29 protein-coding genes and 1 pseudogene are annotated in these 17507 nt (G+C 42.6%); 9 read left to right on the top strand and 21 right to left on the bottom strand.

Annotation, left to right across the window (positions count from 1 at the left end):
* Positions 1-6 precede the first annotated feature (6 nt).
* From tmk to ACMXYT_RS18320, 4 genes are all read right to left on the bottom strand, one after another.
* Positions 7-663, bottom strand: a complete 657-nt coding sequence (gene tmk, locus ACMXYT_RS18335) for a dTMP kinase (protein WP_415913045.1) — start codon at positions 661-663, stop codon at positions 7-9.
* A gap of 265 nt (positions 664-928) precedes the next feature.
* Positions 929-1237 (bottom strand): hypothetical protein, encoded by a 309-nt coding sequence (locus ACMXYT_RS18330; RefSeq protein WP_415913044.1) that lies wholly within the window; start codon positions 1235-1237, stop codon positions 929-931.
* A gap of 52 nt (positions 1238-1289) precedes the next feature.
* The gene (locus ACMXYT_RS18325) at positions 1290-1769 is read right to left on the bottom strand and encodes a nucleoside triphosphate pyrophosphohydrolase family protein (RefSeq protein WP_415913043.1); all 480 of its coding nucleotides are present in this window, start codon (positions 1767-1769) and stop codon (positions 1290-1292) included.
* 63 nt (positions 1770-1832) lie between these two features.
* Complete coding sequence (locus tag ACMXYT_RS18320; RefSeq protein WP_415913042.1) at positions 1833-2447, bottom strand: hypothetical protein; 615 nt, start codon at positions 2445-2447, stop codon at positions 1833-1835.
* A gap of 175 nt (positions 2448-2622) precedes the next feature.
* Between ACMXYT_RS18320 and ACMXYT_RS18315 the strand changes: the two genes are divergently transcribed.
* Positions 2623-3117 (top strand): hypothetical protein, encoded by a 495-nt coding sequence (locus ACMXYT_RS18315; protein WP_415913041.1) that lies wholly within the window; start codon positions 2623-2625, stop codon positions 3115-3117.
* A gap of 199 nt (positions 3118-3316) precedes the next feature.
* Here the strand turns inward: ACMXYT_RS18315 and ACMXYT_RS18310 are convergent, their stop codons facing one another.
* From ACMXYT_RS18310 to ACMXYT_RS18275, 8 genes are all read right to left on the bottom strand, one after another.
* Entirely contained in the window at positions 3317-3571 is a 255-nt protein-coding gene (locus tag ACMXYT_RS18310; RefSeq protein ID WP_415913039.1) for a hypothetical protein, read from the bottom strand.
* Between the two features lie 18 nt (positions 3572-3589).
* Positions 3590-3928 (bottom strand): hypothetical protein, encoded by a 339-nt coding sequence (locus tag ACMXYT_RS18305; protein WP_415913038.1) that lies wholly within the window; start codon positions 3926-3928, stop codon positions 3590-3592.
* Complete coding sequence (locus tag ACMXYT_RS18300; RefSeq protein ID WP_415913037.1) at positions 3921-4235, bottom strand: hypothetical protein; 315 nt, start codon at positions 4233-4235, stop codon at positions 3921-3923. Before ACMXYT_RS18300 ends, ACMXYT_RS18305 begins: the two co-directional genes overlap by 8 nt.
* Before the next feature lie 42 nt (positions 4236-4277).
* Positions 4278-4937 carry a hypothetical protein gene (locus ACMXYT_RS18295; protein ID WP_415913036.1) on the bottom strand — a complete coding sequence of 220 codons (660 nt, stop codon included), beginning with the start codon at positions 4935-4937 and terminating at the stop codon, positions 4278-4280.
* Positions 4938-4948: 11 nt separating this feature from the next.
* Positions 4949-5128, bottom strand: a complete 180-nt coding sequence (locus ACMXYT_RS18290; protein WP_415913035.1) for a hypothetical protein — start codon at positions 5126-5128, stop codon at positions 4949-4951.
* 51 nt (positions 5129-5179) lie between these two features.
* Positions 5180-5470, bottom strand: a complete 291-nt coding sequence (locus ACMXYT_RS18285; protein WP_415913034.1) for a hypothetical protein — start codon at positions 5468-5470, stop codon at positions 5180-5182.
* 104 nt (positions 5471-5574) lie between these two features.
* Positions 5575-6012: a hypothetical protein gene (locus ACMXYT_RS18280; protein WP_415913033.1), complete on the bottom strand. Its 438-nt coding sequence runs from the start codon at positions 6010-6012 to the stop codon at positions 5575-5577.
* A gap of 127 nt (positions 6013-6139) precedes the next feature.
* A complete protein-coding gene (locus tag ACMXYT_RS18275; RefSeq protein WP_415913032.1) occupies positions 6140-6445 on the bottom strand; it encodes a hypothetical protein in 306 nt (101 codons plus the stop codon).
* A 550-nt stretch (positions 6446-6995) separates the two neighbouring features.
* Between ACMXYT_RS18275 and ACMXYT_RS18270 the strand changes: the two genes are divergently transcribed.
* Positions 6996-7280, top strand: a complete 285-nt coding sequence (locus ACMXYT_RS18270) for a hypothetical protein (RefSeq protein WP_415913031.1) — start codon at positions 6996-6998, stop codon at positions 7278-7280.
* Positions 7281-7377: 97 nt separating this feature from the next.
* A complete protein-coding gene (locus ACMXYT_RS18265) occupies positions 7378-7923 on the top strand; it encodes a DUF3106 domain-containing protein (RefSeq protein WP_415913030.1) in 546 nt (181 codons plus the stop codon).
* 115 nt (positions 7924-8038) lie between these two features.
* Here ACMXYT_RS18265 and ACMXYT_RS18260 read toward each other — a convergent pair whose 3' ends face one another.
* Entirely contained in the window at positions 8039-8536 is a 498-nt protein-coding gene (locus tag ACMXYT_RS18260; RefSeq protein WP_415913029.1) for a hypothetical protein, read from the bottom strand.
* 210 nt (positions 8537-8746) lie between these two features.
* Here ACMXYT_RS18260 and ACMXYT_RS18255 point away from each other — a divergent pair, with 210 nt between their 5' ends.
* From ACMXYT_RS18255 to ACMXYT_RS18240, 4 genes are all read left to right on the top strand, one after another.
* Positions 8747-9478 carry a hypothetical protein gene (locus ACMXYT_RS18255; protein WP_415913028.1) on the top strand — a complete coding sequence of 244 codons (732 nt, stop codon included), beginning with the start codon at positions 8747-8749 and terminating at the stop codon, positions 9476-9478.
* 3 nt (positions 9479-9481) lie between these two features.
* Positions 9482-10813, top strand: a complete 1332-nt coding sequence (locus tag ACMXYT_RS18250; protein ID WP_415913027.1) for a glutathionylspermidine synthase family protein — start codon at positions 9482-9484, stop codon at positions 10811-10813.
* A 114-nt stretch (positions 10814-10927) separates the two neighbouring features.
* Complete coding sequence (locus tag ACMXYT_RS18245; RefSeq protein WP_415913026.1) at positions 10928-11887, top strand: hypothetical protein; 960 nt, start codon at positions 10928-10930, stop codon at positions 11885-11887.
* Positions 11888-11968: 81 nt separating this feature from the next.
* Entirely contained in the window at positions 11969-12919 is a 951-nt protein-coding gene (locus ACMXYT_RS18240) for a potassium channel family protein (RefSeq protein ID WP_415913025.1), read from the top strand.
* A gap of 53 nt (positions 12920-12972) precedes the next feature.
* Here ACMXYT_RS18240 and ACMXYT_RS18235 read toward each other — a convergent pair whose 3' ends face one another.
* The 7 genes and pseudogenes from ACMXYT_RS18235 to ACMXYT_RS18205 form a co-directional block, all read right to left on the bottom strand.
* Entirely contained in the window at positions 12973-13170 is a 198-nt protein-coding gene (locus tag ACMXYT_RS18235) for a hypothetical protein (RefSeq protein ID WP_415913024.1), read from the bottom strand.
* Positions 13171-13203: 33 nt separating this feature from the next.
* A complete protein-coding gene (locus ACMXYT_RS18230) occupies positions 13204-13710 on the bottom strand; it encodes a hypothetical protein (RefSeq protein ID WP_415913023.1) in 507 nt (168 codons plus the stop codon).
* 114 nt (positions 13711-13824) lie between these two features.
* Positions 13825-14208 carry an H-NS family nucleoid-associated regulatory protein gene (locus ACMXYT_RS18225; RefSeq protein WP_415913022.1) on the bottom strand — a complete coding sequence of 128 codons (384 nt, stop codon included), beginning with the start codon at positions 14206-14208 and terminating at the stop codon, positions 13825-13827.
* Between the two features lie 168 nt (positions 14209-14376).
* A pseudogene (csrA, locus tag ACMXYT_RS18220) lies at positions 14377-14556 on the bottom strand (carbon storage regulator CsrA); the annotation flags it as partial.
* A gap of 316 nt (positions 14557-14872) precedes the next feature.
* Positions 14873-15184 (bottom strand): hypothetical protein, encoded by a 312-nt coding sequence (locus ACMXYT_RS18215; protein ID WP_415913021.1) that lies wholly within the window; start codon positions 15182-15184, stop codon positions 14873-14875.
* A 68-nt stretch (positions 15185-15252) separates the two neighbouring features.
* Positions 15253-15546 (bottom strand): YebG family protein, encoded by a 294-nt coding sequence (locus ACMXYT_RS18210; protein ID WP_415913020.1) that lies wholly within the window; start codon positions 15544-15546, stop codon positions 15253-15255.
* A 60-nt stretch (positions 15547-15606) separates the two neighbouring features.
* On the bottom strand, positions 15607-16044 hold the full coding sequence (locus ACMXYT_RS18205) for a MaoC family dehydratase (RefSeq protein ID WP_415913019.1): 438 nt from the start codon (positions 16042-16044) through the stop codon (positions 15607-15609).
* A gap of 85 nt (positions 16045-16129) precedes the next feature.
* On the opposite strand from ACMXYT_RS18205, the gene ACMXYT_RS18200 reads away from it, so the two are divergent.
* Both ACMXYT_RS18200 and ACMXYT_RS18195 read left to right on the top strand, forming a co-directional pair.
* Positions 16130-16732 carry a hypothetical protein gene (locus ACMXYT_RS18200; RefSeq protein ID WP_415913018.1) on the top strand — a complete coding sequence of 201 codons (603 nt, stop codon included), beginning with the start codon at positions 16130-16132 and terminating at the stop codon, positions 16730-16732.
* The gene (locus tag ACMXYT_RS18195; RefSeq protein ID WP_415913017.1) at positions 16729-16965 is read left to right on the top strand and encodes a hypothetical protein; all 237 of its coding nucleotides are present in this window, start codon (positions 16729-16731) and stop codon (positions 16963-16965) included. The genes ACMXYT_RS18200 and ACMXYT_RS18195 overlap by 4 nt, the downstream gene beginning before the upstream one ends.
* A 15-nt stretch (positions 16966-16980) precedes the next feature.
* Here the strand turns inward: ACMXYT_RS18195 and ACMXYT_RS18190 are convergent, their stop codons facing one another.
* Entirely contained in the window at positions 16981-17478 is a 498-nt protein-coding gene (locus ACMXYT_RS18190; RefSeq protein ID WP_415913016.1) for a hypothetical protein, read from the bottom strand.
* Positions 17479-17507: the final 29 nt, after the last annotated feature.

The following is a 17507-nucleotide window of genomic DNA, read 5'->3' as shown; positions in this document are numbered from 1 at the left end:
GCTTTATTAAATTGCAGGTTTGAGTATAGGCTCATCCGGTAATAGATCTGCTTGCAATTCTGTCCAGATGGCCTCATGGATATCCAGCTTATCACCATGGCCGTAAACAATTACATGATCCTCAGGATTGGCATGAGCCAATGCTCTATGACCCTCAATGCAGTCATTAAGATACTCCCGTTGCATGACATCGAAGCGACTTCTTCGCTCCCGCTGAGTCATGCGATCTAACGCAACATCGAATGGGATATCCAATAAAACCGTCTTATCTGGCTTAAAGCCATTTAAGGTAATACCCGACAACTGTTTAGCATTCTCAAGATCAACACCTTTATGGAAGCACTGAATCGCATAGGTGGAGTTAACAAAGCGATCGAGGATTACATGCTCACCACGGGCTAGCGCTGGTTTAATTACATTCTCGACATGCTGATTTCTGGCAGCGAAGAAGAGCAGGGCTTCAGTCCACGGAAAAATCTTTTCATCCGTCGGCTTAAGGAGAAGGCTTCTCAACTCCTCAGCGAACTGAGTACCACCGGGTTCTCGAGAAATAATGTGTGGAATGTTTTCAAACTTGAGGCGCTCAGATAATAGTTTTATCTGGGTTGTCTTCCCGCTAGCACCTACGCCCTCGAACACTGTTAGCTTTCCCCGTGCAGTCATAACCTAGCGACTCTCTACTTTGCGATACTCTGTGGACCCCGGTCCATTTTTTTCTGCAACACCTTTGCTTACCAAACTATCTAGGGTTGTGCGGGGTAAGCCAAGTGATGTGGCAGATTTAAATTCTGTAGTACTAAGCTTGCTTAAGGCCTTCTTTTGGGGCTTGGTTAACGACATTGCTATAAATTACCCTTAATTAACACGTTACTAATATTATATAAATATTAAATAAATTGTAAATAGTTATTTTTGTTTTAATATTGATCTAGTTTTTCATAGACCATCGATCAAAATCAGGGATATTCTTAGGGCGATTCCGCTCATGAAAAAAGGCTTCGTGAGCTACTAAATCATATGGCTGCAGCTGATATAAAATATGACGTACTTGCTGTGCTAGGTCGAGGTCACCGGGGCGGTCGACAATAAAAACGCTGATGCCACCATCCCCATCCTCATAAGAGCCAGCAAAATCAATAAGACCGCATTCTTCCAATTGAGCAATGGTCAACGTTAGATCCACATTTTCAGGGATGTGCTTTACTTTTGCATGGATTGTAGCTGAAGTGTAGTGCATTTATACCTCATAAAAAAGGCAGCAATATGCTGCCTTATTCATTTCTTAATTCTTAAGTAAGTTTCGGCTCAAACCAATTAACGTTTTTTAGGAATTTGTGGGCAGGGTAGTGCTTACCTTCATTATCATCCTGATCAATTGAGGATTTAACGTAAGCATGAGGGAATTCACCTCCCACATAAGTCTCTACACCCATTGCCTTGTAGTGATCCTGCGTGGCATCAATCTCAGCCTGCGTCTGACAAAGTTTTGACATGTTGCTGGCTTGCACAGCAGCCATGTCTTTATCTGCATCCACACCCATGACATGAGCCATGCCATAAGTTGTCACCAGAATATCTGCAATAGCGTCCCGGATTTCCCCCTGATCTTTATCCTCTATACCTTCAAGCAGCTCTGCAAGCTCCTCTTGGATCAGTTTCGATTGCTTGCCCGCAGCTTTCCAGTCAATATTTTCCGGATCACCTTTAACATTGCCAAAGCGAAGGTTAAGTTCGGTAACGTTTTCGAAATTGGTAGCCTGTGTTGTCATTTAATACACCTTGTTGAAAAGTTATGTTTAATATTATAAAGGTTATTTATTTAAAAGCAATTTTTAATAGAGCGTGTGATTGCCTGCAGTGACCATGCTTTTAGCTATGTGAGCCACCTGCTCAGGCATGCTATTTATGACCTTACTGGCATCATTCATACGGCAAATCTCAGCAATAGTGAAGACCTGAACAGTAATGCTATCAATAGCCGGACCCTGTTCCTTTAATCGACAAGCCTCCTTATGGTACTCAAGGTGACAGGGAAAACTCTCGAAATGCCACATTTCCGATGCTGACCTGTTTTCGTCAGCATGGTTAATGACAGTTTTTACAAAGGAAAGCTTATCGTCAGGAATAACCGATGAATCAAGAATATCGGTACGCATGCCCAGCGCAGTCAAGTGATCCTTCAGATCACCCCAGTCAGATTCACTCTTAGGCTGAGCGAATTGTATAAGCTTTGCGACGTGTAATACACGCGAGCTAACATCTGCAATCTCACACTGTTCATAAATACAAGATGCATCACTGGCTTGCTTATGGAATAGAACTTTAGGAGCTGAGCCCGGACGATAGAGCACATCGATAACGACTTCATCATTTATCAAGCCCTGTATCTTACCATCTTCCATCTTTATGCAAGCACGCGCACTGCGGTAGTGAATCATCTTCAGCATATTCTTATTCTCTCGATATAGTGTGAAGTTATTATAAAGTAAAATAAGTCCAAATGAAATATGTGAGGTATCTTACTTTTGGCACTAAAATTGCTCCATTTCGTAAAGAAACATTCATAATATCTTAACAATTAATTGTTACATTTAGTAACAGTAACCCAAGAGTGACTCTGATATGGACACGGAAATCTATAATTCAACGCTAAAAGAACTTGTTAGTAACGCAGCTGCTCGTCAGTGGCTCAACGCGAGCGATCGGAAAGCCTATTGCTATGACCTTTTGGCTACCAAGCTAACCAATGAGCATGAGCTGGTTTGCGATATTTTACGCCAAACACTTTGCAGCTTGCTCAAAAAACGTGCAGATGATGCACTAAGACCATTCAATAATGGCGATGGAGTCTCTATCCTTTGCACCGGTGTAACTGTTCCAGCGACTGTGACGCATGTATACCAAGATTCCGTTGTGGTCCAGCTTGATATCGTAAGTAATGACGGCGCAACCTTTACGCCAAATCCTTATGGCGATGAAATCACCTTTACACGCTTAAGGGAAAACGTTTTTATCTCATGCCGAGGCCTAACGATGTCTCGTTTGCTGCATGGAAAAGTCTATAGAGACGTGAGTACTAAGAAAATCGAAGGCAAGCTAACAGCAAGGGCCACTTAAGCAGCTGAGCTATACTTCCTTCATTTTTTTTCAAACGCATTATTGCACACCCTTAATGCGGCAATGGGTGTGGATGTTATTGATGCCGAACCTCCATTTACATTGCAAAATCCGAGCTCATAAACTCGCTTATTTCCCTGATACCAATGTTTGCACTGGCGACATTTTTTGTCGCATACGCTAGTGTCATCGGACTTACTCATAAACTTGAACCCAGCACCGGTTTAATAGAATAGTTCCGAGTCTTAAAAGCATAATTCCCAGCTTTTACAAAATGCTTTGCTTTCTTGAGCGGCACAGCGGAGGTATGACCTTTATCACCATTTACTACATCGACCCAGTGCACCGCATAGATCCTTTCAGCTACTTCAGGTGTGGTCTCGCTACCTTTTATGTTAGCATGCACACTGAATGTTGAACCAATAATTACTAAACCAAGCAAAGCTTTCTTCATTTTGATCTTCATCCTATTTTAAGCGACCTGTTCAGACCTTACTTCCGCCAACATTGGCAGAAGAGTAAACAACTCTTTACTTAATACGGCTGGCATACCGCACATATAAGGGGCAGGGAGGTCAAACATCTCCTCAAGCGTGTAGATCTCTGCTCTACACGACCAGCGACCAAGCGTCCTACTGCTGCTGCTTTCAACATTCCACTTGAAGATTTTTTGTGCTAGTTGAGATTTTAGAGCCTGAGCCTCCTTTGGAGACAATGCCTTATGCCAGCTAATACATTCTCGGTAAGGATTATCATAGATTTTAATGCAACGCACATAACGAACATCTTTGCCCAATGAGAATTTAAGCATAAATACCTCCCGTTAACTTATTCTTCACAAGAGAGCGCAGCTCATCAGAGCCATACAAATAGTGATCTGGCACACCCCATACAGCAATCTTTTTACTTAGCCCTGATTGGCGCCTCCGTACTTTTGATCTATGACACTGCTCCATGCAAACGATCACATCCGCCCAATGGAAATCATCTATGGACACTGGCCTTACTGCATCAAGAGAAACGCCACCATATCTGGCATCAATACCACTAGCTGAAGCAACTTCAGCGGCAGTTCTACTGCGATCTTTCCCCTGAGTACATACAAATAGAATGCGCATGAAGCTCACCAGTAATGAATGAAGCTTTTATTATAATGGTTATTAAAAGGTTTGCAATCTATTGACGGCAGCGCGAGCCAGAAGAGCTGCAGGAGTCGAACCTTTTGCAAGACTATCGGCGACCAAATGCTCAAGAGTTTGATTGCGAATATCGTCAATGCTTCGCTCAATAACAGAGCTGCACAACTCTCCTATCAAGGCTACAGCTTTATCGGAAGCTCCCCCATCTTTATCAAGAAGCAACGTTGCCGTAGAAATACTGTCAGTAACATCCGTGATTCCGCAGGCGAACAGCACTTTTGGCAGACTTACATTTTGGCTAGATAAAAACTCTAGAGCAGGCCTAAAGGTACGCGACTGAATCGCCTCACTTAGCCCCTCATGCAATCGGCGCAAGCCATCACACTCATAGTTCATTAAAGCGCACTCTGCAGCAGGGTTAACCTCAAGGAGTAAAGACTTTAATTGTTCCGGGTGGAGGTTATTAATATGCTGGTAAGATACTTGATTATAACGATGGCTGGAACCATCACTTAAAACCAAAGCACAATCATGAGGAATGCAAGACAGGGTCTGTATTTTGCCCTCAGCTGTCTTTACAGGATCATCAATGCATAGCCAATCCTGATGCCCTTCAGGGCAGTATTCATCTTCAGAATCTGTAGCATGTCCGCACGCATGGCAAATATACTGATAAGACAAAACCTACTTCCTTACAGTCCGCCTACTTGAGGGCTAGTCTGCGATTGCGATGGTTGCGAAGAACGTGCGTCACGTTCAAATTTGGAGAGATCTTCGACAAAAGCCTTTCTCAGTGTTTCCATTTTTTCTGAAAATCCCTTATCAGAACCCACCTCTCTTAAACGACGTAAGGTTTCAGCATCAACAGACATGTAGCAAAGCGCCTAAGTAATTGTTGTTATAGTAAGTTATAACAAACTTTCCTACTTTATAGCAAGGATTTTCGGTTCGTTCTGATTGGCATTAAGCGCTAATGAATTGACTGTCTTTGCTGTGTGATCTACTGAAGCCACAAGAGATAGACAAACAACAGTCATTGCCATGACGGCATATGCAGGAGCGGAGGTTTTCGTATTGGAGTGCGCCAAGCTCACCATCAAACAGCTAGCAATAAGCATGCACATTGCAATAGCAGGGAAGTCAAAGAAGGCGCTTAAGCACGCAATCAGTGGCATTAGCATTAGTGGGATAGTAAATGAAATTTTAGCGTTCACAAAAGCCTCCAAAAACAAAGTGTATCTTATAGTAGTTTTTAATTATTCATATAAGACTTTTGTATGCGCTAGGGACAACTTAGGTTTAGTCCTATATACCAAGGTCAAACCCCTAGCGGCACAATGCGCACCACCACTCTGTAGCCCGAACCCGAGAATAGCCTTAATCGACAAAAAGCATCACGGCAATAGATCGATTCAACAGAGAAAAAATCCCCCTTAACCAAAACTTGCTGCAAGGAGAGATCTGTGGGGCGAACATCCCGGCCTACACCATCAAACATGGCGGCTTCTGCGGAAATTTTACTGCGCGCATCAGGATTACAGTCTGCAACTTCCAGCACGCTTACATCCACCTGATAAACACCGCCCTCATACACCCGCATGGGGACCATAACGCCATGAATTTGATGAATGTTTACCACCAGACCATCAGTCCATAGCGACAATGATTCCATACCCGGGATAGGGCCGTTGACCGCAACCGCTTCCGCCTCAAAAGAGAGGCAAGCTGGCATTTCATTATTGGCTACAATATTCATAATCCACCTCAATTACCATTATAATAACAATAACAATAAAGTCAATATGAATGGATCGGGATACATTCTAAACAAAGATAGGAATGAGGGGCAAGCTAACCCCTCACCAATTGAAAAGCACTAACAGTTATTGCACTAAAAACTGATTGTTGGGAATAATATATACAGGGGAATAGCGACCATTATCCATCAGCACCCTAACAGCCTTAAGTCGACGTCTTGCTTCTGCTTCAGCATCCTGCAATGCATCCATCTCTTCAGTTGTTTTCGCTTCCATGACTTTACTACCAAGGCTTCCAGCCATGGCCTCAAGCTCTTCATACCACATCTCCAAACAATTCTTTGTCTGGCACTGGTAGTAGAGGACCTGCATATGATCGAACATCTGATCCACATACTCATTCACACTCACTACCGGTTTATTTTCCTGCATATAGCTACCTATACGTGTTGGGTTATTTGCAAATTAACACGAGTGGCTAGTTCGTGACACTACACCATTTAATATAAGGATTTTAATTTTAATGTCAACAGTGATTTCAGCTATACTGTGCGTTAGTTTCCAAATAATACTCCTGCATTAAAAAAGAGATTACATTGCATACGCTTATAATGCAGGACCTAGTGAAAACCATCAAGGCATAGAAGACTGTTTTAGTAAAAAGAAGGTCTGTGTAAATTTTGTTTGCAGCTCACACGCCTCGTTACGCTGTATATCATCAAGTCATTTACTCCCTGTGAAGATTCAGGGATGCACTCTATTTAGTGCCAATTTTGTGATACCGGTGCTCTCCCTCAACGAGTAGGGCGGTCTTCGCCGCGAATTCCGGAGCTCTTGAGTTCGGAATCCGCCCACTTTCGCAAGCGCGTGTGAGTGGTAATTAATTTATGATAATGTAATTACTATGTCAACAATAATTTTGGCTTGACTTACATAGTATAAGGATTATTATTCTCCCTCTCAGTGATCTCGAGGTTTTGCTATGAAAAATGTGTCTCTCACCGAATTACCGCTCCCAATGCTTCACCAAACTACACTTGGGCGACTATCTGACACTGGATATAGCCTATTGTGCATGAAGGCACAGCAAAAAGGCGTAGCGGCCTCTGAATCTGTATGGGTTGGCTGTAAGGGAAAACTGCGTGTGCTGGCTACTAAAAGCCGCGTTTTCCGCAATCTAGGCGCGAGATATACCGATAGACCATTTAATAAGGAACCAAATGCCATTCATTCGGGCTCAACAATCCAGTTCATACAGCAGGAATAGGATTTATGTAAACATTTGTAAATTTCTCCCTTAAGTATTGATTATTAGCCTTATAATAATTATGGTTACATCATAACAACAATATGCAGGTCTCATCATGAAAATTCTTGTTAAATCTCTAATGGCAGCAGCTATTATCTCTGCAATGCCTATGGCAGCCAATGCTCAAGAGCAGGCAGCACCAGTCAATCCGGGTCTGGGCATGGAAATGCGCGCAGAGGATCGTAAACACTCTATTACTGACAAGCAGATAGAGCGCTGGAAAAGCATGTCAAAAGAGGAGCGTAAAGAGCATTGGCAAAATATGCCCAATCACAAGCGTGAAGCCATGCGTGAGAAGTGGAAAGACTATAAGGAACAACGCCATCAGCGCATGGAAGAGCGTGTTCCCAATATGACGCCAGAACAACGCGAACATTTTGAACAGAAACGAGAGCGCTTCAAGAATGCTACACCTGAGCAGCGCGAGAAAATGCAGAAGCACCACAAGCACATGAAAAATGCATCACCTGAACAGCGTGAGAACATCAAAGAGCGACGTCAATCTGGCGATAATGGTAAGCATTTGGGACAGGACCGCGGCATGAAGAAAGGCCACAACAATGGCAAAGGCCCACAGGGTCACAGCAAAGATCCACGTTAAATTCAACTATCAAAATAGAAAGGAGGCTAAGGAGCCTCCTTTTGAGTACGGACCGCCCCGTCTTTTATTGCCAAGAAAGAAAGGGCCTAAGGCCCTTTCAATGGTGTTTCTAGGATTAATCTGAAAACCGGTTTTTCAACAGCACACTATACCCTTCAATGTACTGCATTTCATAAAGTAGCTTTCCACGGAGGGAGTCACCCAGATCCGGGTTGGACAGTTCACCCTCTGTAATTTCAATCACTGATAATTCATGACAGATCTGTGATGCACGGGCGGAGTGAGTGATTATCGCACTCACGATGCCGATAAAGGTATCTTCCGTCAATTGAATAAGAGTGGCATGGTTGGCAAAATCTTTAAAGTAGCCAACATTAACTGTCGCGTGGCGTTTCATGGTGAGATTTTCAATCGCTGCAAGAAGTGATTCCATAGATTCAACATTTTGGCTCTTTGATGCAATAAGCCCTGAACCTTCTGAACAAATTTGCGATGCATGGATACCAAGCTTTTGTGGTATATCTGAAACAGCTGCAGAATTGGAGGGTGGTTTGCAGTTGCCGCAACACTGCTTTTCCTGTTTTTGTTTTAATACATGATCATGATAGCACATAAGCCAGCCTTACTATAACGGTTATTATTGTTATGTCAATTAAACCCTATTTGCTATCTCCCTGCAAGCCTTACAAACCCGGCATTCGGCAATATATCTAAAATATTTCAGATCTCGAGGTTATGGGCTATCTTGCGGTAAATGCTCTGGATTTTATTTTCTATATTTAATATAGTGGGAATCAATAAAAACAAAAATGGAATTAATACTATGTTGAAAAAGTCTAAGCTCGCGCTCGCTATTGCCGGAGCAATAACACTTGCCGGTTGTGATTTTGGTCCTTCTGATGCTGAGATTACGAAAGAGGTTAATAATCAAGTTGACAAAATAGCGAACCAGAAAGTGCTAAGCCAGTTTGGTACCGAGCGTAAAGAACTCAACGAGATGCTCATTGAAATGAAACAGAAAGACCCTTCAATTGAAGAGCTTTATTACACTGTTGATCCTCAGGGTGAGCGCATGCTGAATGTGGTTCGTGAGGATGAATCAGGTGACTTTGTGACCTATGCGCTGCTAGGTGCCGCAGCAGGCGCTATGCTGAGCTCCAACAGCTCATCTACAAACAATCTTCATAGTCACAACCAGCTACATTCTAACAACTGCCAGACGGGCCATAACCAAATAAAAAAAAGCGTTCCGGGTCAGCCTACTATGAAGCAGGATAACTGCCAGCGATCAACTTCTAGCAACCGCCATGGCGGAGCCGGAGGGTATTACGGCTCATATCTCGCAAGTAATGCAAGCGAAACGCATCGAGGTACAAAAGCCTCAAGCAATCAGTTTGCGACTACTAACCGACGTAGCTATACCGCATATCGGAAAACTCAAGCAGTCCAGAGCATCAAGTCTAATCCTACTCGCATGAGCAATATGCGTAGAGGGGCGATGAGTCGAATGTCCTCATCCCGCTCATCGGGTTATTCCGCAGGAAGAGGCGCTTAATCCATGAAAGCAAAGTATTTCCCGATAAACTTCTCTATTGAAAAAAACATCCAGCCTGAACTGCCAATCACGAGCAGCCTGTTTGGAGCTGAATTTGTACGCAACGATGATCTGGAGTCTCTTTTTTCTTTTCCCAAAGAGCATCAGGACAATATGCCGTTCTATGTTTTTAATGGAAAAGAGGCTAACCATATCACTGAAGTCAGCGAGAGGGCTTATGACGCACTGTGCAGTGCGGTGGAATGGTTAGACCACAACCGTGAGTACGTTCCACGTTTCTTTGGCAAAGACTTCTGTGAGAAATACCCAGAGTTCATCGAATACGCTTTCTGGACGTATCAAAACAACGTCGAAGCAACCTATGGTCGCTTTGATATGGCTTTTGATCCAGATACAGGCGCCATAACGGGTATCTATGAATTTAACGGTGACACACCTGTCATGCTTTTCGAATCCACTATCCTGCAGAACGATCTGACTCAGCAGGTTCGTAAAGCTCAAGGAAATAAGTACGACCAACATAACTTTTACTATGAATCTTCAGTAAAAGGCATTCCTCGTGCATTCCGCAGTAAATGGGGTCATGCGAACAATGTTGGGATCGTGGCCCATGCGGAATACATCGAAGACATTGTTACTTGTGAAACCTTGTTCCAGATTTATGATAGTGCGGCTGGGATTACGCCATACATCGACCATATCGACAATCTTCAAGATGAAGCAGGGAACCCTGAAGCTGAGAGTATTTTCTACATCACAGATCAGCCACTACGTCATCTCTTTAAGTTACAACCATGGGAAGAAGTGGTCGAATCGTGCTATGACGACATTATCTCTAATTGGCGGGAGTGGTGTGAAAAAACCAAAATATACGAACCTGCTTGGCGCTGGTTTTTAGCCAATAAAGGCATCTGGGCACTAATAACTCATATATTAGAGAACGATGTGGCGTTTCAAGAAAAATATGGAGATCTACCTTTCCTTAAGACGTACATGTCTGAAGCGTCTTTTGAAGAAGCAGGGCAGCCCTATGTTCAAAAGCCACTGATTGGCCGCTTAAGTAACAACATTGTTATTCATGATGGTAAAGGAAATATCACCTTTGAATCTGACGGCTCTTATGGGGATATCGACTGCGTTTATCAGGAATACTGCGCTCCGGGGCGCGTTATTGGACGCAACAATTTTATTGTGGGCATGTGGATGGGGATCTACCCTGACACAGTAGAGCCTTTGGTTATGCAAGCAGCCAGTTTATGCATTCGCGAGTTTGATAAGCCTGTATTGGACATCAAGAATGAGCGGTTCATACCGCACCTTATCGAACTCTCTTAACGATATAAGCGACAAAAACCGCATCTGATTTGCGGTTTTTTTATTTATACTTGATTTATTAATATTGCTTTAATAATATAACGCAAAATAAATAAATAACAAACGGATGATGATATGAAATTTAAAGCCCTTACCCTCGCTGCTCTTATGGCTTTTACTGTTGGCTGTAGTGATAATCCTGAGCCACGTCAGGCAACAGTTATTGAGCGTGGTGATGATTCTGCTTTTCAGATGGCATGGTTTAACGACCATGATGCCTGTGGAGATGTCTTCGGTGACAACTGTGGCTGGGATGACGACAATGATCTTTTCGTAGGTTACGGTGAGATTGAACGTGATGGTATGGGTAATTACTTGCTGGCAGGCCTTGCCGGTGCTGTAATGACAAAGATTGTGAGCGATGTAGACTTCGATTTTGATTCGGATTTCAAGAAAAAGCATAAGCGCAAACACTACAACTACAATCAGCTTCGCTCATCTGTTAAGCCACGCCCAATCCTGACTTCGAAGCAAATTCAGTCCGAATATGGCACCAAATACGGCTCTAAGTTCAAAGTACAAGCGCCTAAAAAAATTACAGCGTCTAATACTGCGGTTAAACCGGGAAGTGCAGTTAAACCAACTGTGATTAAGCCTGCATCAAACCCAGTTAAACCTACGGTGATTAAGCCTGCAGCAAACCCAGTTAAACCTACGGTGATTAAGCCTGCAGCAAACCCAGTTAAACCAACTGTGATTAAGCCTGCAGCAAACCCAGTTAAACCAACTGTGATTAAGCCTGCAGCAAACCCAGTTAAACCTACGGTGATTAAGCCTGCAGCAAACCCAGTTAAACCAACTGTGATTAAGCCTGCAGCAAACCCAGTTAAACCTACGGTGATTAAACCTGCAGTAACCCCAGTTAAACCAACTGTGATTAAGCCTGCAGTAACCCCAGTTAAACCTACAGTGATTAAGCCTGCAGCAACCCCAGTTAAACCGACCGTTATCAAAAAAGAACAAAATTTCTCCAAGCCTGTATATAAAGCTCAGAGAAGTACTTCAAAGTCCACATCTAAATACCGTCGCAAGTAATAGGGGGCTGCAATGTTTCTCTTTAAGCGCTTACGTACTTTACTGTCAGCGCACTTAAAGCGTGTATCGTGGAGGCTTGTAATGCTTGTAGCATTCGGCCACATGGTGTTTAGCTGGGGCCTTTTGGCCCTAGCTGGAGAATCAAAACTGACTGCCGATGCTATCGACTTTGTTTATTACTACGTAACAACCATTTCGACTATTGGGTACGGCGATTTGTCACCATCTACCCCAATAGGCAAGCTCCTATACTCCTTCTTTATCGTAATAGGCGGCTTAAGTCTTTTCGGCACGATATTGGGTAAATTTGTTCAATCTATTTCAGAGGCAATGCGTCTCCGATTAACAGGTAAACATTCTATGCATAATGCTTACGATCATTACTTAATTCTAGGCTGGGGTAAACGTTCAGAGGACCTCGTTAAGCTGATTGATCATGGTCGACGTAATTCTGACCAGATTCTTATGTTAGGCGATAGCTCATTGGACACTAATCCAATGCCTGACCTGCTAGATGAGTTTCTCAAGACTGATGACATGGCCACATCTCACTTCTTAGGTAGAGTTGGGGCTAAAAACGCTTATAAGATTGTAATCAATACTGGCTGTGATGTTGAGACTATGGCTATCTGCCTTGCTTTGAATGCTCTTCAGCCTAATGGTAATGTGACAGCACAATTCAGCTCACAGGAAAAAGCTAATTTAATCTCAAGCAATTGCCCAGATTTTGAAATTCTCGTAGATCAGGATCAGGAGCTACTCGCTCACGCATCCCTTGAGCCGGGTTCGGGAAAAATCATGCGGCAAATGCTAGATAAGCGCCATGGCTTTACTATGTTATCCACTGTCCTTGAGAATGATTATGAGAGCTATGCGCCGCTTAGTGAGAAGCTAGATGCTTCGGGTGCGCGCTTCATGGGGGTTGTTCGTCAAGGTGAAGAAGAGGCGGATCTGAGTAATCTTGCCAATTCTGAATTCAGCAAGGGTGATTCCATCTTCTACCTTGCAGAAGAAAGGATCGAAAGCCTATAGCGCATATTGTTGATATAAGAAAGCCACCGAAATGGTGGCTTTTTTATTTATGTTTAAGAAACTAATGTAAATCTACCATCTTCCATTTCTTTTGCAGCTCGATACCAAACCTTCTCGCTATCAACTTCTTTGTATGCATAAAAAGGCTCATTTGAACTTTCAAGCCTATGGTCTTCGTTTGGCACTGCTTTAACAATGTACTCCGAGCCTTTTGTATGACGAATTTTATCTTCTTTGTTGAAAGATGGCATATTATTTCCTTTTTGTTTTTTTGTTTTTTTGTTTTAATTTTGCAGTAAGCCTTTTTCTTTGGAGTATTCTGCAAACTTATTTATCTTTTCCATTTTGGCTGCAATAGAATCCTGACGCGGACTAAAGTTAATACCATAATGGGATTTAAGTCCTGCTATTGCTGCAAACAACTCATCTAGCAGTCGGTGTAAGCGCACTGCGATGTTTTCTTCATAACCTGTGTATTGGTCTGACAAACCAAACTGCTGTGCTTTCAACGCCAATTTGCTTAAATCTAACGATGTTCGGATAATGGTTTTCGGTAAAACTAGAAGCTGGTTAGGGGATGGCTTAAAGGAATCAAATCGAACAGTGTAGTTAAATCCAAACTCGACATTAAGGAGCTGAATAACTCCAAGCAGGTCATTAACCTCTGCCTTAAAGTCTTCTGTATTGGAAAAGCAAACAACGGGTATTTGAGCGCTGAGCTTTTCCATTTCGATGCAAATTTCGATTGATTCTTCTGCTAGCTTTGCTAGAAATAGCTGCTCGCGATCCATAAACACACTCCGAAAATTAATCATTATAATATATCACAGAGTTATAATTTATGCCAGATATTGTGATGCGGGATAAGGAAGGAGGGAGGAGGGCTATTCACCCTCCTGAAATACTTACTGGATTGCAAAATCTTCTTTTTTGGCACCTTTCTCAAAAGCTTCTTGAAAGGCAAGAGGAGTTCTTCCGCGACCTGTCCATTCATGCATCTGACCCTCATTATCGGTCATGCGATATTTAGGCGCTGAAACTTTTGGTAACTTTGCTAAGCTCACCAAATCATCAATAGTTAACCCAGCGTCAAGCATCGCCTGCTGGATTTCATCCGCTTTCTGCTTCCTTGCTTCTAATTCGGCCGCTACAGACGCAATTTCATCCAGCTTCTCTTGCAGTAACTCCTGCAGGTTCTTGATGTAGCGTTCCATCATTTCCGGCTCGACATCAGCTACAATTTTACGGAGTTCTGTTTTCTTTCGAAGGGTTTCAGTAACTACACACATAGGAGTGTCCTTTTGAAGGAGGGAAGGATTAAGTTAAGATTCTGCATAGTCTATGCGGTTGCCAAAGTTATCATCTATTCTCTGGCGATTCAGATCTTTAACCTTTTTAATTTGCGCTTGATTTTCAACCGCTCTTTGTAATTGCTCCTGTTCCGCTTCGGTTAGTGTATGACCCGCTTTAATTTTATCATTCATAGCGCGAAGCCAGATTTCCTCACGATGAACTGCAAGATCTTTTGGCGCTTCGGAACCAATACGCACTTGATTTCCTTTTACTCCAAGTACAGTAAGAGTTACATTGTCGCCAACTTTCAGGCTCTCTCCAACTCTTCTGGTAAGAATAAGCATGATTTTCCTTAAGTAAGTTTAAAACGGATCGGAATAGTAATTACTTTACCTCAGGATTTCAATGCAAAACGTAGGTGTTTAAAAAACATTTATTAACAAGCCAAACTTCACAGCTATAATTTACTACTAACTGATTACAACTTCAGTCTCTTTTTCTTTCGGTTCAGCGCGGAGCATAGAAATGATCGAATCTGAATCTGGCTCAATCCCCCGACACACCCTTAAATAATAGGCATGCATTTTTGCCTCATGAATTACAGAACGGCACATTTTGTCGAGTAATTGCGCCCAATCTGAGTAGCCTGCTGCACTTAAATCAAGAACTGCTTTTTTTACAGCTCTTAGTTTGCTCTTGGTGCTGCTTGTGAAGAGAAGAGTCATTGTGAATTTGATTAGCATCTTTTTGCGCAATACGAAGTCGTGTGTTTTGGATGATCAAATCTGACTCTGGCCAGATGCCCATGCAAATAGATCTGTAATAATGGTGGTCGGTGTTTTCTGCCTCTAAGACAACAGAGACAGCTTCGAAAAGGTCACTAATATATGATAAATTAGTTTTCTTAAGGGCGATCTGCGCTTGTTTTACTTCACGCCCTTGATTGCAAACCGAACAATGGCAGGAACCCATGCATTTATCCTAATTGAATTGAAATATTAATCATAATAATTAATTAGCACAATGCAAGTGTTGGCCGCTTAACTTGCTGCGGCTAGTTCCGGTTTATCAGACGCTCCAGCATCCTCATCGTCAGGGATGTCTTTTAGGCCCTTAAGGACATCTTTAATATCCTCTCTTGCCTCAACCATCCACCCACCAAGTGCCTCACATTGCTGCTCAGTCAACTCTAGGCCAAGTTCCTGCATTTTGTCCGCTAAGTCGTATTGTGCATCCATACGCTTGTCGACAATATCAGCAACCTTCTTATCCATATACTCACCTATTAAATTGCCTTTGCGGTCAACAACGCGATAAACATTGATAATTGGCATAATGCCTCCCAAATTAAAGTACTGTATAAACATACAGCATTGTGCTTCTCTTTTCAACCGCTAATGAACAGAGTTCATACGATCAACCATGAATGTAGCTTTGCCTGTTGCCACAAGCTTCTCACCAACATGAACATCTGTCTTGCAGTAAATACGTCGCCTTACTTCATCAATGCTGCTAACTGTCAGTGAAGCTACGACAGTATCGCCAATAAAGACTGGCGCTTTAAACTCAATACTTTGATCAATGTAGATTGCCCCCGGTCCCGGTAATCGCGTGCCCGCAACGGTCGAAATCAATGCTGCAGAAAACATGCCGTGTACGATTCGTTTCTTAAATGGCGTCGTTGAGGCATATTCATCGTTAATGTGAACAGGGTTTGTATCTCCGGAGAGACCGGCGAATAGGCTAACATCCGCATCAGTGACAGTTTTTGCAAAGGAGTCGGTCATACCAACTTCCAGCTCTTCGATAAAGTAGCCGTGCAGCTCCCTCATGATTAATTACCTACAAAAGTTGTTGTTTTTAGTGGATGATACTATATTATAACAGATATTAAGTATTCAAGTGCTGGATCTATATATGTCTGATTTGAATAAACATTCCTTTTGCATTGATCGCAAAAAAATTTGCCCAAATGCCATTAAGTCGACAGCAGAATGTTTATCTCTTCATGAATCTGTCATTTTAAATATACTGACGACATCGATAGAGTCCCTAAAAGGGCGTAGCCAGTATTTAGCTCCCACCAATAGCCTAAAGCCAGCTAGCTTCCCAAAGTTTGATCTATTTGACCCGCGTATGGATTCGTTTGGTAACGTTGAAGATATGTATGTGGAGTACCTAGTCGAAATTGAAGCAAGTGACCTACAAATAACGGAGGCGACTCAAGAGATAGAGAGCCACCCAACGTACCTACGATATCTCGAAATGTCTGAAGAAGGACATGAACCACCCTACATTAACATTACTGAAAGTGGTACGGGTAAACTTATGAGCCCCAATCGTAGGCGAACTCTTGTAGCGCAGGAGTTAGGCAAGTCGATTAAAGGGTGGCTCTCACCACTCAATCGTGAGACCGGCCTCCCACTTAGTTACGGCGATGTTATTCAAAGCTACGAATTAGAATTATCAAAACCCTTGATTAAGAATCGCAACTCACCAAATCTGGATGTGAACTTATGATGCTCTTATGGGTAGTGCTGGGGCCGATTTTCACTTACCTTACCCAGCAGTATTTTGGGACCGATAATCTATATTGGACCTTTGCTGGATATTGCATGGGGTTTGTTGCATGTGAAAACATTGAAGAGCCAAACAAAAAAGTCCTATCATTTGTCGCACTCTTAAGCTCCACTATTTTGGCTGCAGGTGTGGCAATCTATTTTGAACCACAATTTGGATTTGTCGGAAGCTAGCTATAATCCTTTCTTTTAAGAATGCATTGGAATCATTTTTTTTTGCAATTCTCGTGGCAATGGAGCTTTAGTGCGACTTAAAAGGTCTCCCATCAACACGGCTGCTCTCACGGAGATGTCTTCTGGAGTCGCTTTTTTTCTAGACTCAAACATCAGATCTATTTCTGCTTTATTCATACACTCACACAGCATCTCAGCAAATTTATCTTCTTGTATGCCACAGCCATCAGTGAAAGCTATTGTTTTAATCTTACTTTCTGTTTTACTTGTTGGATTTATGAGCTCTGGAATCGTTAACCCTAGAAGCTGTGCCAATGCATCCACAATTTCCAAAGGGGGCGTTGCCCGATCACACAGCCATTTGTATACCGCCTTGTCTGTGTACTCGACACCATAGTTGTCAGAAAGGGCTTTTTGCAACCAAATAGTTCTCCCTCTTTTTGGGATTCCGCATCTATCCATAGCTTCATTTAATGCTTTACCAAACTCTATTTTAAGAAGTTGCTTCGCCATATATTTTGCCCAAAAAAAACGCTTGCATT

It is taken from the genome of Neptuniibacter sp. QD37_11 (genome assembly GCF_047778105.1).
Classification (GTDB): Bacteria; Pseudomonadota; Gammaproteobacteria; order Pseudomonadales; family Balneatricaceae; genus Neptuniibacter.
The sequence above is the reverse complement of the archived record's forward strand: the minus strand, read 5'-3'. Positions and strand labels throughout refer to the sequence as shown.

Excerpts from the sequence above, each read along its gene's own strand:
- tmk (WP_415913045.1), bottom strand. The coding sequence starts at position 663 with ATGACTGCACGGGGAAAGCTAACAGTGTTCGAGGGCGTAGGTGCTAGC.
- ACMXYT_RS18330 (WP_415913044.1), bottom strand. The coding sequence starts at position 1,237 with ATGCACTACACTTCAGCTACAATCCATGCAAAAGTAAAGCACATCCCT.
- ACMXYT_RS18325 (WP_415913043.1), bottom strand. The coding sequence starts at position 1,769 with ATGACAACACAGGCTACCAATTTCGAAAACGTTACCGAACTTAACCTT.
- ACMXYT_RS18320 (WP_415913042.1), bottom strand. The coding sequence starts at position 2,447 with ATGCTGAAGATGATTCACTACCGCAGTGCGCGTGCTTGCATAAAGATG.
- ACMXYT_RS18315 (WP_415913041.1), top strand. The coding sequence starts at position 2,623 with ATGGACACGGAAATCTATAATTCAACGCTAAAAGAACTTGTTAGTAAC.
- ACMXYT_RS18310 (WP_415913039.1), bottom strand. The coding sequence starts at position 3,571 with ATGAAGAAAGCTTTGCTTGGTTTAGTAATTATTGGTTCAACATTCAGT.
- ACMXYT_RS18305 (WP_415913038.1), bottom strand. The coding sequence starts at position 3,928 with ATGCTTAAATTCTCATTGGGCAAAGATGTTCGTTATGTGCGTTGCATT.
- ACMXYT_RS18300 (WP_415913037.1), bottom strand. The coding sequence starts at position 4,235 with ATGCGCATTCTATTTGTATGTACTCAGGGGAAAGATCGCAGTAGAACT.
- ACMXYT_RS18290 (WP_415913035.1), bottom strand. The coding sequence starts at position 5,128 with ATGTCTGTTGATGCTGAAACCTTACGTCGTTTAAGAGAGGTGGGTTCT.
- ACMXYT_RS18280 (WP_415913033.1), bottom strand. The coding sequence starts at position 6,012 with ATGAATATTGTAGCCAATAATGAAATGCCAGCTTGCCTCTCTTTTGAG.
- ACMXYT_RS18275 (WP_415913032.1), bottom strand. The coding sequence starts at position 6,445 with ATGCAGGAAAATAAACCGGTAGTGAGTGTGAATGAGTATGTGGATCAG.
- ACMXYT_RS18270 (WP_415913031.1), top strand. The coding sequence starts at position 6,996 with ATGAAAAATGTGTCTCTCACCGAATTACCGCTCCCAATGCTTCACCAA.
- ACMXYT_RS18265 (WP_415913030.1), top strand. The coding sequence starts at position 7,378 with ATGAAAATTCTTGTTAAATCTCTAATGGCAGCAGCTATTATCTCTGCA.
- ACMXYT_RS18260 (WP_415913029.1), bottom strand. The coding sequence starts at position 8,536 with ATGTGCTATCATGATCATGTATTAAAACAAAAACAGGAAAAGCAGTGT.
- ACMXYT_RS18255 (WP_415913028.1), top strand. The coding sequence starts at position 8,747 with ATGTTGAAAAAGTCTAAGCTCGCGCTCGCTATTGCCGGAGCAATAACA.
- ACMXYT_RS18250 (WP_415913027.1), top strand. The coding sequence starts at position 9,482 with ATGAAAGCAAAGTATTTCCCGATAAACTTCTCTATTGAAAAAAACATC.
- ACMXYT_RS18245 (WP_415913026.1), top strand. The coding sequence starts at position 10,928 with ATGAAATTTAAAGCCCTTACCCTCGCTGCTCTTATGGCTTTTACTGTT.
- ACMXYT_RS18240 (WP_415913025.1), top strand. The coding sequence starts at position 11,969 with ATGCTTGTAGCATTCGGCCACATGGTGTTTAGCTGGGGCCTTTTGGCC.
- ACMXYT_RS18235 (WP_415913024.1), bottom strand. The coding sequence starts at position 13,170 with ATGCCATCTTTCAACAAAGAAGATAAAATTCGTCATACAAAAGGCTCG.
- ACMXYT_RS18230 (WP_415913023.1), bottom strand. The coding sequence starts at position 13,710 with ATGGATCGCGAGCAGCTATTTCTAGCAAAGCTAGCAGAAGAATCAATC.
- ACMXYT_RS18225 (WP_415913022.1), bottom strand. The coding sequence starts at position 14,208 with ATGTGTGTAGTTACTGAAACCCTTCGAAAGAAAACAGAACTCCGTAAA.
- ACMXYT_RS18215 (WP_415913021.1), bottom strand. The coding sequence starts at position 15,184 with ATGGGTTCCTGCCATTGTTCGGTTTGCAATCAAGGGCGTGAAGTAAAA.
- ACMXYT_RS18210 (WP_415913020.1), bottom strand. The coding sequence starts at position 15,546 with ATGCCAATTATCAATGTTTATCGCGTTGTTGACCGCAAAGGCAATTTA.
- ACMXYT_RS18205 (WP_415913019.1), bottom strand. The coding sequence starts at position 16,044 with ATGAGGGAGCTGCACGGCTACTTTATCGAAGAGCTGGAAGTTGGTATG.
- ACMXYT_RS18200 (WP_415913018.1), top strand. The coding sequence starts at position 16,130 with ATGTCTGATTTGAATAAACATTCCTTTTGCATTGATCGCAAAAAAATT.
- ACMXYT_RS18195 (WP_415913017.1), top strand. The coding sequence starts at position 16,729 with ATGATGCTCTTATGGGTAGTGCTGGGGCCGATTTTCACTTACCTTACC.
- ACMXYT_RS18190 (WP_415913016.1), bottom strand. The coding sequence starts at position 17,478 with ATGGCGAAGCAACTTCTTAAAATAGAGTTTGGTAAAGCATTAAATGAA.